This window comes from Streptomyces sp. WMMB 714 (genome assembly GCF_900090125.1).
GTDB classification, from domain to species: domain Bacteria; phylum Actinomycetota; class Actinomycetes; order Streptomycetales; family Streptomycetaceae; genus Streptomyces; species Streptomyces daqingensis.
The window spans coordinates 156333-169720 of the sequence record NZ_FMHJ01000002.1 but is presented as its reverse complement, the minus strand read 5'-3'; the positions used below and the strand labels follow the sequence as shown (position 1 = coordinate 169720).

Here is a 13388-nt window from a genome sequence, read left to right as displayed (position 1 = left end):
CCGGGCCGGGGCCAGAGGCCCGCGCCGCTCGCCGTGCCCGCGCCGCCGTGAGATCTGTCGCTATGCAGGGGCGGGCCCTGGTTGGCCGTCGCCGTCCGGGAGTAGCGTCTGGATCATGTTTGCTGCTTACGCCGCGCGTATCGACAAGGACCAGCCGCTCGAAGGCCTGGAGCTGGGCGAGCGACCCGAACCGGAAGTCCCCGCCGGCTGGACGACGGTCGACGTCAAGGCGGCCTCGCTCAACCACCACGATCTCTGGTCGCTGCGGGGGGTGGGCCTCGGCGAGGACCTGCTGCCCATGACGCTGGGCTGCGACGCCGCGGGCGTCGACGCCGACGGCAACGAGGTCGTGCTGCACTCCGTCATCGGCGCCACCGGCCACGGTGTCGGCCCCGGCGAGCGCAGGACACTCCTCACCGAGAAGTACCAGGGCACCTTCGCCGAGCGGGTCGCCGTCCCGCAGTGGAACGTGCTGCCCAAGCCGGCCGAGCTCTCCTTCGAGGAGGCCGCCTGCCTGCCGACCGCCTGGCTGACCGCGTACCGCATGCTCTTCACGAACGCGGGCGTACGGCCGGGCGACAGCGTCCTGGTGCAGGGCGCGGGCGGCGGCGTCGCGACCGCCGCCATCGTGCTCGGAGCCGCGGCGGGGCTGCGGATGTTCGCCACCAGCCGTCACGAGGACAAGCGCAAGCGCGCCGTCGAACTCGGCGCGGAGGCGGCGGTGGAGAGCGGCGCACGCCTGCCCCAGCGGGTCGACGCCGTGCTGGAGACCGTGGGCGCGGCGACGTGGTCGCACTCGCTGAAGTCCCTCAAGCCGGGCGGCACGGTCGTGATCTCCGGGGCCACCAGCGGCCCGAACCCGCCCGCGGCCGAGCTCAACCGGGTCTTCTTCCTGGAGCTGAAGATCGTCGGCTCCACGATGGGAAGCAAGGAGGAGCTGGCGTCGCTGCTGAGCTTCTGCGCGGCCAAGGGCGTACGTCCGGTCATCGACTCGACGCTGCCGCTGGACCGGGCGCGCGAGGGCTTCGCGAAGATGGCGGAGGGCGACCTGTTCGGCAAGGTCGTGCTCACCGTCTGACCCGGCGCCCTCCGGCTCCCTCGTACCCTCACCGCCCCGGCCGCGCCCGCCGCCCCGCCTGCCGTCCGCCGCCGCCCGTTCAGCCGGCGGCGGGCGGTGCGTGGCGCGCGGTGTGCACCGCGAACGGCTCGATGCCCACCTCCGCACGCCGCTCGTCCATCCGGGCGGGGTCCACGCACGGCCACGGGACGGGTGCGCCGTCGCGCACTCCGGCGATCTGGGTGCCGTACAGCTGCTCGCGGCCCTCGTTGACGTACGTGCGGTCGCGGAGGAAGGCGAGCTGGGCGGGATCGGCCCCGCCGGTCTCCGCCGCCTGCTCCATCAGGGCCAGCGCGCGCCGCTGGACGTCGAGTTGGCGGTCGGCGTGCTGGGCGATCAGCCAGGCGGCACGGGACGCCTCCGCGCCGACGAGGGCCGGAGTCGGCCAGCCGTGCTCGTCCATGATCTCCGCGAGGCGGTCGCCGTGCCGCGCGGTGAGCCGCCGCCAGGCCAGCTGCCTGGCGAAGTCGTCGCTGAGGCCGTCCGCGGACGTCCGGTGGTCCTCCTCGGCCATGCGCGTCAGTTCGGCGGCGAGTTCGGAGTTCATCAGTTCGGAGTTCATCAGGTCCCCCTTCTCCGTGCGGGTGTGACGACTGCACACGGTAGGCGGGAATGGCGAATCAAAGATCATCCGGAGGAGTGGCGACACGTCGCGCCGCTCACCGGGACAATGGAAGGGACGGTTCGCGGCCGCCCTCTCCGAGCCGTTCGACAGCACGGCACCACGGCTCCGCGAGGCGATTGAGAGCTCCGATCACACGATGTGGTGGCGCTCGGCCGCCCCGGCCCGTCGTCACGTCGCTACCCTGGAATCGTCGCCGGTGACGAAGGAGGTCCACGTGACCATGGCAGCCCCTGAGCGTGAGTCCGACGTGGTAGCCGACGACAGCATGGGCTCATCGGTGGAGAACGCCTTCGACGCATTGAGCGCAGCAGCCCCCGAGGGGTGGCGCGTGGAGCTGATCGAGGGGGAGATCCACGTGGTCCCACCGGCGAACGGTGAGCACGAAGAGATCGTGTCCGAGGTGTCCGGGCAGGTTCGCGACCACCGGAAGGAACTCGGGCGCTACACGGGCCTCGGCCTGTACGTCCCGGACGCCTCTCCCACGGGCAAGGTCGTGCCGGACCTGGTCATCGCCCCCAAGGGAAGCTTCGGGGACGCGGCGGAGTACCACGATCCGGCGCCCGTCCTGCTCGTCGGTGAGGTCACCTCCCCCTCCACCGGGAGGCAGGACCGCGGCCCCAAGCTCCGCGGCTACGCCCGGGCCGGGATCCCGTGCTATCTGCTCATCGACCGCGAAGCCGAAGAGGCCGTGGTCTACTCCGAGCCGTCGGACGGTGCGTACACCCGCAGGGCCGAGGCCAAACTGTCCAAGGTCGTCGAACTGCCCGAGCCCCTCGGCTTCGAGCTGGACACCGGACAGTTCTGACGGCGGCGGGCGAAGGCGTTCGCACCGTCCGGCGGGCGCGCCCGCGCCCGGCGCCCTCCGGGCTCACTCCCCGAGGTGCCCGTAGCTCTCCGGGTCCTTCAGCAGCAGGACGAGCCGGGCCGCCGCTGCCGACAAGTGCCGCCGGGCCTCGCGCAGTTGATCCTCGGTCACGCCGTTGTCGCGTGCGGCGTCGCGTACGTCGTCACGGAAGTGGTCGAGCAGCCGCTCCAGGTCGCGGCCCGGGTCGCCGCTCGAAGTGCCCTTCTCCCGCGCCCAGTCGGGCTCCGTGACCGGGGCGGGGGGCGGTGTCCCGTCCGCCGCGCCGCCTGCGCCGGTGTCCGGCCGCTCCGCCTCCTGGGAGGGGAACCAGGAAGTGGTGTGCGCCGTGAGGCGGCCCAGGTTCCCCATCTCGCGGGCGAGTTGAGACATGCCGTCGCGGACCGCTCCCGGCCAGTCGCCCGACCTTGCCCGCGACTGGACCTGCTCCTGGACGTCCTTGGCGATGCGCTGCACCTCCTCGACCGCGGCGGCACGCGCCTCGGCCTCCTTCGCCCTGCGCTTGGCCTGCTGCGTCTCCCGCTTCGCGCGGCGGGCCTGCTCCTTCCACTCGTCCCTGGCCCGCTTCATCTCCTCCTTGGTCCGCTGCCAGGACTCCCGGTCGCCCCATCCGGCGTCGGCGCGGGCGCCCTTCCCGTTGCCCGCGCGCGCACGCTCGGCCTGGGCGGCCATCTCGCGCCGCAGGTCGCGTGCGGAGCCGCTGACGTCCTCGCGGATGTCGGCGGCCAGGGCGGTCAGGGATTCGCTGATCTCCACCTCCAGCTCAGCCAACTCGCCCTGCCGGTTGGCGAGTTCCTCGCGCCCGGCGTCGGTGATCGAGTAGACCTTGCGGCCGCCGGCCTCGGTGGTGTGGCTGACGAGGCCCTCGTCCCGCAGCTTCGCGAGACGGGGGTAGACGGTGCCCGCGGACGGCGCGTAGAGGCCCTGGAAACGCTCCTCCAGCAGCCTGATCACCTCGTAGCCGTGCCGCGGGGCCTCGTCGAGCAGCTTGAGCAGGTAGAGGCGCAGACGGCCGTGGGCGAAGACGGGAGGCATGTCAGACGTCCTTGCTGAAGTGGGGGGTCTCGTCGTCATGCGGGGTGGTGCGGCGCAGGAGCGCGATGGAGCCCGAGACGCTGTCGGCCTTGAGCCTTCCGCCTCCGGAGCCGAGCGTGCCCGTCGCCTTCTGCGCCCCCCACATCCCTTCGACCTTCAACTCCTCGAAGGCGCTGGAGACTCCGCCGCTCGCGCTGCCTGCCTCGACGACGGCGTCGACGGGGGAGGGCAGGCGGACGGCGACCGCGCCGGAGACCGTGGCCAGGCCGACGTCCATCCCGCTCGCGGTGGCGGGGCCGCCCTCGCGGCCGCCCGGGTCGAGGTCGAGGATCATGTCTCCGCTGACGGAGTCGGCCCGGACCGCGCCCGCGTGACCGTCGATCAGGGTGAGGTTTCCGGAGACCGAGTTGAAGTCGAGCTTGCCGGCGAGTCCCTGAGCTTCGACGTCGCCCGAGACGGTGTCGGCCCGCACCGGGCCGGTGAGCCCCACGAGCGTGGTGTCTCCGCTGACGCCGCGGATGTCGGTGCGTCCCGTGATGCCGGAGACGAACGCGCGGGCCCCCACGACGCCCACGGACAGCCGCGCCCGCGCTGGTACGGACACCGAGACGACGGCCTTGCGGTTCCAGCCCTTCCGGTCGAGCCACTTCAGGAAGCCCTTCCAGGGGACGTCCTCGTAGGCGATGACCAGGGACGGGCCTTCCCGCGTCACCAGCAGCGGCGGGCCCTCCACTTCGCTCACCTCGACGCGCGCCCCGGGCCCGTCGGTTCCGACGACGTTGACCGTGCCGTTCACGACGCGCACTTGGAGGTTCTCGACGGGGTCGTCGAAGTCGAGGGTCCGGGCGTCGGTGATCTGCCACGAGCGTGGTGAGGGCACGGCGGCCTCCTGGATCGACATGCGGCGACATATCGCGTCCGCTGTCAACACGATATGTCGTGTGTGGCGCGGAGGCAAGCTCCGGGCCCCGGGAAGGGGAACGCCGCGATCCGGCAGGGGGCGGGCGGGCCGCCGCCGCTCAGGGCCTCCGGTCCGTACGTGCCGCGTGGGCGACGAGCGCCGCCGTCGCGTCGAGTGAGGCGGCGTCACCGGGGAGCCGCGTGATGGCGATGCGGATGTGGGGCGGGTGCGGAGAGGTGGAGAAGTGGCTGCCGGGCGAGGCGGTGGTGCCGCGCGCCGCGAGCGTGACCAGGGCGGAGGTCTCGTCGGCCACCGGGATCCACAGGGACAGGCCGTCCTTGTTGCGGGTCTCGATGCCGTGCTCCGCCAGCCTCTCCGCGAGGCCCACGCGGCGCAGCCGGTAGTGGCGGACGGCGTTCTCGACGTGTTCGGCGGTCGAGCCGTCGGTCAGCAGGTGGGCGAGGGCGTCCTGGAGGATGCGGCTGGTCCATCCCGTGCCGTACGTGCGCAGGACGCGGGCCCGCTCCACGATGCTCCGCGGCCCGCCGAGCACCGCCAGCCGCAGGTCGGGGCCGTACGCCTTCGAGTACGAGCGCACGACGACGGTGCGGCCCGGGAGATGGGAGCCGATGCTGTGCGCGGGGGCGGCGGCGAGCGGGCCGAGGCCGTCGTCCTCCACGACGGACACGTTCGCGGCGCCCTCCAGGACGGCCGCCAGCTCCTCCGCGCGCCGGGCGCCGAGAGACCATCCGCACGGGGTCTGGCCGCGCGGCTGGAGCAGGAACATCGCGGGGCGCGCGTTCAGGGCCTCGGTGAGGGAGCCGGGCAGCGGGCCGTCGTCGTCGCAGGCCACCGGGACGGTGCGGACCTCCAGGGCGTCCAGGATGTCCAGCAGCCTCACGGCGGTGGGCTCTTCGACGGCCACGCGGTCGCCGGGGACGAGCAGCGCCTGGCAGAGCAGATGCACGCCCTCGAACCCGCCGCCGACGGCCAGCCATGCCTCGGGCGTGAACGGCCAGGTGCCGTCCACGGCTTCGAGGAGGGCGGGGGTGACGGCCGTGCGCGAGTAGTCGTTGAGGCGGGGGGTTCTGACGCCGGCGAGCAGCGCCTCCTCCAGCGGCGGCAGGAGCGCCGGGTCGGGTGCGGCGAGCGCCAGGTCCTGGGTCAGGTGGTCCCCCAGGTCGCCGATGCGCTCGAAGCGGACCGGGTGGGAGATGGCGGGAGGGCCGCTGACCATGCTGCCGCGCCGCCCGAGCGTGGTGATCATCCGGTGCTTCCGCAGCACCGCCCACGCCTCGGCGACGGTTCCCGGGCTGACGCCGAGCCGGGTCGCGAGGGCGCGGACCGTGGGCAGGGAGGCGCCCGGGGGGAGTTCGCCGCTGCGTATGAGGTCCGTCATGGCGGCGGCGATGCCGCGGGCGCTGGTCTCGGCCAGCTTGCCGGCCAGTTCGGCGGCCGAAGGCCCCTTGGTCTCCGGGCGCACTGCGGGGCTCTGAACCATCACGCAACTCCTGGTCTCGGTATGCGGCGCTCGCAGCGTAGTCGCCGGATCACCCTGGGAGAAAGATATGTTCGGAAACAAAGACACTCTTGTGCGCTGAGCAGGCTGAACAATAACCTCCGTCGCGTCCGGACCTGTTCGCCCCAACCCGGCGAGCAGGACGAAAGCCACAAGTCCGCGCCGCGCCGGAGAACGGACCCGGCCCGCACGGAAACAGGGAGCACGACGTGTCGCGAACCGCCATCCGCCTCGCACTGCGCGACTGGGACCATCTCGTCCCGCTGGCGGCCGGCCGCGTCCCCACACCGGGCTTCGACCTCCGCGTCGAGTCGCGCGACGTCACGCCCGACGTGCTGGCCGAACCCGGACTCGACGGCGGTGAGACGTCGTTCAGCCGCTACGTCCAGGCACGCGCCGCCGGCGACGACCGGCTCGTCGGCCTGCCCGCCTTCGTCATGCGCGGATTCCGGCACCGCTGCGTGCTCGTCCGCTCCGACAGCCCGCGCACGGCGCTCGGCGAACTCGCCGGAGCGCGCGTGGGGCTGACCGGCTGGCCCGACTCGGGCAACACCTGGACGCGCGCGCTGCTGCGCGCCGAGGGCGTCGAACTCGCCGGGGTCGACTGGCGGGTGGGCCCACTGGTCGCGGGGGAGTCCGGCAAGGAGCGGCTGGGGCCGCGCACGCCCCCCTCGAACGTGTCCGCCCTGGGCGAAGGCGAGTCGCTCGTGGACGAGCTGGCGGCCGGCCGTCTGGACGCCGTCCTCACCCCGTTCATGCCGCCGGAACTGTTCACCCGCGACAGCCGGTTCCGGCACCTGCTCGCCGACCACTCCGCCGCGGAGCGCGCCTACTGGGAAGAGCGCGGCTTCGTCCCCGGCATCCACCTCGTCACGCTGCGGCGGGAGACGGTGGAAGCCGCACCCGAGCTGCCGGGCGTCCTGCTCGCCGCGCTCGAGCAGTCCAAGCGCCACTGGGTGGCGCGGCGCCGCCTCCTCGCCGACACGACGCCCTGGCTGCTGCGCGAACTCACCGAGTCGGCACAGCTGTTCGGCGACGACTGGATGCCCTACGGCACCGAGCCCAACGCCGCGATGATCCGCGCCTTCTGCACGGAACTCCACCAGCAGGGCATCTGGCCCGACCCGATCGACCCGGACGTCCTCTTCCCGGACCCCGCTCTCGCCGTCCCCGCCGCCCAGCCCGAAGCCCTGACCGCCCGCTAGGGCACCGAAGTTCGGAGAAGCACCCCATGCGCACCGCCGTCGGACAGTTCACCGCCAGCCCCGACTGGAAGGACAACCTCCTCGCCTGCCAGGACCTCACGGCCCGGGCGGAGCGCGGCGGCGCCGACCTGCTCGTGCTGCCGGAGGGCGTGCTCGCCCGGTTCACCGAGGACCGCCACCGCATACGCGAGGTCGCCCAGCCCCTCGACGGGCCCTTCGTCTCGGCGCTCCGCGAGACGACGGAGGGCGGGCACACCACGGTGGTGGCCGGTATCCACGAACCCTCGGGCGACGGGCGGGTGTTCAACACGCTGGTGGCCATCAGGGACGGCCGCCTGGTGGCCCGCTACCGCAAGATCCACCTCTACGACGCCTTCGGCGACCAGGAGTCGGCCCACGTGCGGCCGGCGGACGAACCGCCCGTGGTCCTCGACGTCGCCGGAACCCAGGTCGGCCTGATGACCTGCTACGACGTCCGCTTCCCCGAACTGGCCCGGCTGCTGGTCGACGCCGGCGCCGAGGTCCTGGCCCTGCCGGCGGCCTGGGTGCGCGGACCGGCCAAGGAACGCCACTGGGAGGTCATGCTCGCCGCGCGGGCCCTGGAGAACACCTGCTGGGTCGCCGCGAGCGGCGAGTGCGGGCCCCGCAACATCGGCAACAGCATGATCGTCGATCCGCTGGGCACCGTACGGGCCCGGCTGTCCCACAGCCCGGGTCTGGCCTGGTCCGAGACCGACCCCGAAACCACCCTCGCCGCACGCCGCACGCTTCCCGTGCTCGCCAACCGCCGCTTCGCCGTCAGCCCCCGACTCCTCGCCCCGGGAGAACTGCCATGAACACCGCATCCGCTCACCGTCCCCTCACACGTGCGCTGCTCGCCGGCGCCACCGCCCTCGCCTGCCTCACCCTCGGCGCCTGCGGCAGCAACCCGCCGCAGGCCGAGGGAGGCGGCAAGAAGGACTCGGCGGCGAAGGAGGGCAAGCTGCCGAAGGTCGAGAAGGACCCCGAGCTGCACGGGATGCTGCCCGAGAAGATCCGCAAGGCGGGGAAGATGACCTCCGTCAACAACGGCTCCTTCCCTCCGTACGAGATCGCCGGCTCCGACGGGCGCAGCCTGACCGGCGCCTCCGCCGACATGGCCACGGCCCTCGGGCAGCTCCTCGGCGTCAAGATCGACCATGTGACGGCAGACGGCCTGCCCAGCTCCCTCACGGGTATCAAGGCCGGGCGGTACGACCTCGCGCTGGGCCCCGTCGGCGACTTCAAGGACCGCCAGAAGTCCAACGACTTCGTCGACTGGGTCCGCGAGTACGTGGTCTTCGCCGTGAAGAAGGGCAACCCGGAGAAGATCGAGTCGCTGGCCGACACCTGCGGCAAGCGCATCGCCGTCATGGCGGGCGGCTCGGCCGAGGGCGTCATCAAGGAGCAGGCGCGCGAGTGCGAGAAGGACGGGAAGAAGACCGTGCGCGTCCAGTCGTACAAGGACCAGCCGGGCTCCGTCCTGGCCGTTCGGTCCGGACGGGCCGACGCCTTCTTCTCCTCCCAGGCGCCGCTGACCTACTTCGTCAAGGAGGCGAAGGGCACACTCGAACTGGCGGGGACCGGCGAGTCCAACGGATTCGACGACCTCTACCAGGGCGCCGTGGTGCCCAAGGACTCGCCTCTGCGGGACGTGCTCGTGAAGGCGCTGAAGAAGCTGATCGACGACGGCACGTACGGCGCCGTCATGAAGAAGTGGGGCACCAGCGACAACGCCCTCAAGGAGCCGGGGGTCAACCTCGGCGGAGAAGCCTGACCGGCTCCGGGTCCCGGCGCCCCGCCGGACCCGGAGCGTCCCGGGCGACGCACCGCACCGCACCGACCCGAGCCGGCATCCGTCCTCCTCCCGCCCGGCGGGAGGAGGCCCTGAACCACACAGGAGGTGACCCCGACATGGCCACCGCGCACCCACAGGCCACGAAGCGCGACGATCCCGAGGAGGGAAGCGAGAAGGCAGCCGCGTCCGGATCAGCCGGACACGCGGACGTCGACGTGGCCGGCGCCGCTCCCGTACGCCACCCGCTGCGCTGGCTGGCCATCGCGGTCCTCGCCGTGCTCGGGGCGCAGCTGTGCCACTTCCTCTTCACCAATCCCAACTTCGAGTGGGAGACGGTCGGCAGCTACTTCACCGCCGAGATCATCGGCAAGGGCATCGCCACCACCATCGAACTCACCGTCGTCGCCATGGTCATCGGGATCGTCCTCGGCGTGCTCGTCGCCGTCGGACGGATGTCCGCGAACCCCGTCCTCAGGACGGTGTGCGGCGCGTACGTCTGGTTCTTCCGCGGCGTGCCGGTACTGGTGCAGCTCGTCTTCTGGTACAACCTCTCCGCGCTGCTGCCCCGCATCTCCCTCGGAGTCCCCTTCGGGCCCGAGTTCGTCAGCGGGCAGACGAACCACCTGATCACCCCGCTCTTCGCGGCCATCCTCGGGCTCGGCCTGAACGAGGCCGCGTACATGGCGGAGATCGTCCGCGGCGGGCTCCTCGGCGTCGACCCGGGCCAGACGGAGGCGTCCGACGCCCTCGGCATGACCCGCTCACGCAGCCTCCGCCGGATCGTGCTGCCCCAGGCGATGCGCTTCATCGTCCCGCCGACGGGCAGCCAGGTCATCAACATGCTCAAGGCCACGTCGCTGGTCAGCGTCATCGCGCTGTCGGACCTGCTCTACACCGTGCAGTCCATCTACAACCGGACCTTCGAGACCATCCCGCTGCTGCTCGTCGCCTGCCTCTGGTACCTGCTCATGACGTCCGTCCTCTACGTCGGCCAGTCGTTCATCGAGCGCTACTACGCCCGCGGCGCCACCCGCAACGCCCCGCAGAGCTTCTGGGACTTCGCTCTCTTCCGACGCCGCGTCCGCACACCGGCGGCCACCGGGCAGGACCAGGAACCGGACCCCAAGGAGTCAGCATGAGCCGTCCCCCGGCCAAGGACGCCGCCCCGGGCGGCCCGGCAGGCAGCGGCACCGGGACCGTCGCGCCCGACGGACCCGAGGGGGCCGTCACGCCCGCCGCGGCCACCGCACCCGCCCCTTCCGCCGTCCAGGGGCAGCCGCCGATGCTGCGGGCGCGCAACGTACGCAAGAGCTTCGGCTCCCTGGAGGTCCTCAAGGGCATCGACATGGACGTGGGCACGGGCGAAGTCGTCGTGCTGCTCGGCCCGTCGGGCTCCGGCAAGTCCACGTTCCTGCGCTGCATCAACCATCTGGAGGCGCCCGACGGCGGTTCCATCCGCGTCGCGGGCGAACTCATCGGCTACCGCGAGCACAAGGGCCGCCTGCACCATCTGCGGCCCCGCGAGGTGACGCGCCAGCGGCGCGACATCGGGATGGTCTTCCAGCACTTCAACCTCTTCCCGCACCAGACGGTCCTGCAGAACGTCATCGAGGCGCCCGTCGGGGTGCGGCGCCGGCCGAAGGCCGAGGCGCAGGAGCGGGCGCACGAACTGCTGCGCCGCGTGGGCCTGTCGGAGAAGGCCGGCTCCTATCCGCGGCAGCTCTCCGGCGGCCAGCAGCAGCGCGTGGCCATCGCCCGGGCCCTGGCCATGCAGCCGAAGCTGATGCTCTTCGACGAGCCGACCTCGGCCCTCGACCCGGAGCTGGTCGGGGAGGTGCTGGAGACGATGCGCGATCTCGTCCGCGACGGCCTCACCATGGTCGTGGTCACGCACGAGATCGCGTTCGCCAAGGAGGCCGCCGACCGCGTCGTGTTCATGGACGAGGGCCGGGTGCTGGAGAGCGGCCCGCCGTCCGTACTGGACCGGCCGTCCAATCCGCGCACGCAGGCGTTCCTGAAGCGCTTCCTCTGACGGCGCGGCGCGCCCCGGTCCCGGCCCGCGAGAGGCCGGTGCCGTACGGGGGGCGGCACCGGCCCGTCCGGCCGGGCGGCCGCCGCGATCCCCGGAGCACGCCCGCGTGCCGGGTTCCGCTGGTCACGCGTGCCGTCCCAGGTCCACGGTCGTGGTGACGCGGGCGACGGAGGGCCGTCGCGGTACGGAGCCGAAGCCGAACCGGACGGGCGGGTGGACGGGCGCCAGCGGCCCGAGGTCCTCCCCGGCGAGGGACGCGCGGGCGGCCACAACGGGCCGCAGGTCGTGCACGCCGTACCACTCGCGGCGGCCCTGCCCGGCGCTGCCCCGGGTCCGCACCCCGGGCAGCACGCGCGCGGGCACGTCGACGAGGGCGGCCCACGCCGGGCGTGCGGAGAGGGCCCGCGGGACCGCGTGCAGCAGGAGCCCGAGCGGGCCGCGCGCGCCGAGGGTGAGGCTCAGGCGCAGGTCGCCTGCGACGACGTCCCACTCCAGGCCCGACTCCCGCACGGTGACCGGCACGACGTGCGCCCGGTCGAAGGTGTACGTGGCCGCGACGAAGCCGGCGGTGCGGCGGGTCGGGGCGAGCAGCGTGCGCTGCCCGTCGGCCTGTTCGAGCATGACGTCGCTGAACGCGCCGAACGGGGAGCGCGTCCAGTGGCCCACCACCAGCCGCGTCCCCGACTCCGTGCCGATGCCCGCGATCGAGCCCTCGAACCGCATCCGCGCGCCTGCCACCGGCCGAGCCTCCCACGCGCGACGGCCGCCACGGGGCGAGGCGGGGCGCGGGTTCCGGCGCCCCGCGGGCGGTGGGTGACGCGGCACCGGCCGTGCGGAGGGGGCAGGGCCGGTGCCGCGCCGGTCTCAGGGGGCGGTGTGGGACGCCATGACGTGCTTGACGCGCGTGTAGTCGTCGAAGCCGTAGCGGCTCAGGTCGCGGCCCATGCCGGACTGCTTGAACCCGCCGTGCGGCAGTTCGGGCAGGATCACCTGATGGCAGTTGAGCCACACGGAGCCGAAGTCGAGTGCGGAGCTGAGCCGCATCGCACGGCCCAGGTCGGCGGTCCACACGCTGGAGGCGAGGCCGTAGTCGACTCCGCAGGCCAGCTGCAGGGCCTCCTCCTCCGTGTCGAAGGGCTGCACCGTCACGACCGGTCCGAAGAGTTCACGCTGGACGAGGTCGTCGTCCTGGCGCACCCCTGAGACCACGGTCGGCGGGAAGAAGAAACCGGGACGCTCCAGCCGGCGTCCGCCCGTCTCCAGCACGGCGTGCGCGGGCAGTCCGGCGAGGGCTTCCTGTACGCGGCCGAGGTGCGCCCCGCTGTTGAGCGGCCCGAGGAACGCCTCCTCCCGCGGGCCGCCCGCCGGGGTCGCCTCCGCCGCGGCCACCAGCTCCCGCAGCAGCGGTTCGTACGCGGCGCGTTCGACGAGGACCCGGGTCACGGCCGTGCAGTCCTGCCCGGCGTTGAAGAAGGCGGCGTCCGCCAGGGCACGGGCGGTGCGCGCCGTGTCGACGTCCGGGAAGACCACCGCGGGCGCCTTGCCGCCCAGCTCCAGATGCACGTTCGTCAGCCGCGCGGACGCGGAGGCCATCACCTCCGCGCCGGCGCGGGTGCTGCCGGTGATGGCCACCATGTCGACCCCCGGGTGCTCGGCCAGCGCCTTGCCCGTTGAGCGGTCGCCGCACACGATGTTGACGACACCCGGTGGGAAGGCGCGGGCCGCGAGCTCGCCCAGGAGCACGGTCGAGGCCGGAGTGGTGTCCGAGGGCTTGAGCACGACGGTGTTGCCCGCCGCCAGCGCCGGGGCCAGCTTCCAGACGGCCATCATGAACGGGTAGTTCCACGGCGTCACTTGGGCGACCACGCCGACCGGCTCGCGCCGCACGTACGAGGTGTGCCCCTCCGTGTACTCCGTCGCGGCGATGCCCTCCAGCACCCGTGCGGCTCCCGCGAAGAAGCGCAACTGGTCGACGCCGCGGTCGATTTCGAGGGTCCGCGTGACCGCCGGGGGTTTGCCGGTGGCGCGGATCTCCGCCTCCAGCAGCCGGTCGGCGCTCTCCGCGACGAGGTCGGCCAGGTGCAGCAGGGCGCGCTGCCGGTCGGCCGGCGTGCTGCGGCGCCAGCCGGCGAAGGCGCGGCGGGCAGCGGCCACGGCCGTGTCGACGTCGGTGGACGAGGAGAGGGGAGCGGTGCCGTACGTCTCGCCCGTCGCCGGGTCGGTGAGATCCATGCGGGCCGCCACGGGCACGCTCGCGCCGTCCACGACGTTCCGCA

General features: G+C 72.9%; 13 protein-coding genes. 7 read left to right on the top strand and 6 right to left on the bottom strand.

The annotated features are described in order from the left end of the window. Positions 1 to 115: 115 nt before the first annotated feature. Complete coding sequence (locus tag H181DRAFT_RS03455; RefSeq protein ID WP_045862699.1) at positions 116 to 1078, top strand: zinc-binding dehydrogenase; 963 nt, start codon at positions 116 to 118, stop codon at positions 1076 to 1078. A 79-nt stretch (positions 1079 to 1157) separates the two neighbouring features. Here H181DRAFT_RS03455 and H181DRAFT_RS03450 read toward each other — a convergent pair whose 3' ends face one another. Further along, the gene (locus H181DRAFT_RS03450; RefSeq protein ID WP_045862698.1) at positions 1158 to 1679 is read right to left on the bottom strand and encodes a DUF6624 domain-containing protein; all 522 of its coding nucleotides are present in this window, start codon (positions 1677 to 1679) and stop codon (positions 1158 to 1160) included. 283 nt (positions 1680 to 1962) lie between these two features. Here H181DRAFT_RS03450 and H181DRAFT_RS03445 point away from each other — a divergent pair, with 283 nt between their 5' ends. Next, positions 1963 to 2547, top strand: coding sequence for a Uma2 family endonuclease (locus H181DRAFT_RS03445; protein WP_045863038.1), 585 nt, complete (start codon positions 1963 to 1965; stop codon positions 2545 to 2547). Positions 2548 to 2610: 63 nt separating this feature from the next. On the opposite strand, the gene H181DRAFT_RS03440 is transcribed toward H181DRAFT_RS03445, so the two are convergent. The 3 genes from H181DRAFT_RS03440 to H181DRAFT_RS03430 all read right to left on the bottom strand — a co-directional run bounded on the left by H181DRAFT_RS03440 (position 2611) and on the right by H181DRAFT_RS03430 (position 6041). After that, positions 2611 to 3639 (bottom strand): PadR family transcriptional regulator, encoded by a 1029-nt coding sequence (locus H181DRAFT_RS03440; protein ID WP_045862697.1) that lies wholly within the window; start codon positions 3637 to 3639, stop codon positions 2611 to 2613. A gap of 1 nt (position 3640) precedes the next feature. Further along, the gene (locus H181DRAFT_RS03435; RefSeq protein WP_045862696.1) at positions 3641 to 4540 is read right to left on the bottom strand and encodes a DUF4097 family beta strand repeat-containing protein; all 900 of its coding nucleotides are present in this window, start codon (positions 4538 to 4540) and stop codon (positions 3641 to 3643) included. Between the two features lie 118 nt (positions 4541 to 4658). Then, positions 4659 to 6041, bottom strand: a complete 1383-nt coding sequence (locus H181DRAFT_RS03430; protein ID WP_045862695.1) for an aminotransferase class I/II-fold pyridoxal phosphate-dependent enzyme — start codon at positions 6039 to 6041, stop codon at positions 4659 to 4661. Positions 6042 to 6268: 227 nt separating this feature from the next. On the opposite strand from H181DRAFT_RS03430, the gene H181DRAFT_RS03425 reads away from it, so the two are divergent. The 5 genes from H181DRAFT_RS03425 (at position 6269) to H181DRAFT_RS03405 (ending at position 11112) form a co-directional block, all read left to right on the top strand. Continuing rightward, the gene (locus H181DRAFT_RS03425; protein WP_045862694.1) at positions 6269 to 7264 is read left to right on the top strand and encodes a substrate-binding domain-containing protein; all 996 of its coding nucleotides are present in this window, start codon (positions 6269 to 6271) and stop codon (positions 7262 to 7264) included. A 26-nt stretch (positions 7265 to 7290) separates the two neighbouring features. Beyond that, positions 7291 to 8100 (top strand): nitrilase-related carbon-nitrogen hydrolase, encoded by an 810-nt coding sequence (locus H181DRAFT_RS03420; RefSeq protein WP_045862693.1) that lies wholly within the window; start codon positions 7291 to 7293, stop codon positions 8098 to 8100. Further along, entirely contained in the window at positions 8097 to 9059 is a 963-nt protein-coding gene (locus tag H181DRAFT_RS03415) for an ABC transporter substrate-binding protein (RefSeq protein WP_045862692.1), read from the top strand. Before H181DRAFT_RS03420 ends, H181DRAFT_RS03415 begins: the two co-directional genes overlap by 4 nt. A gap of 137 nt (positions 9060 to 9196) precedes the next feature. Then, positions 9197 to 10219, top strand: coding sequence for an amino acid ABC transporter permease (locus H181DRAFT_RS03410; RefSeq protein WP_078895461.1), 1023 nt, complete (start codon positions 9197 to 9199; stop codon positions 10217 to 10219). 143 nt (positions 10220 to 10362) lie between these two features. Beyond that, the gene (locus H181DRAFT_RS03405) at positions 10363 to 11112 is read left to right on the top strand and encodes an amino acid ABC transporter ATP-binding protein (RefSeq protein WP_045863036.1); all 750 of its coding nucleotides are present in this window, start codon (positions 10363 to 10365) and stop codon (positions 11110 to 11112) included. Between the two features lie 123 nt (positions 11113 to 11235). On the opposite strand, the gene H181DRAFT_RS03400 is transcribed toward H181DRAFT_RS03405, so the two are convergent. Both H181DRAFT_RS03400 and H181DRAFT_RS03395 read right to left on the bottom strand, forming a co-directional pair. Continuing rightward, entirely contained in the window at positions 11236 to 11850 is a 615-nt protein-coding gene (locus H181DRAFT_RS03400; protein ID WP_107068673.1) for a hypothetical protein, read from the bottom strand. Positions 11851 to 11976: 126 nt separating this feature from the next. Next, complete coding sequence (locus H181DRAFT_RS03395) at positions 11977 to 13377, bottom strand: aminobutyraldehyde dehydrogenase (protein ID WP_368073251.1); 1401 nt, start codon at positions 13375 to 13377, stop codon at positions 11977 to 11979. Positions 13378 to 13388: the final 11 nt, after the last annotated feature.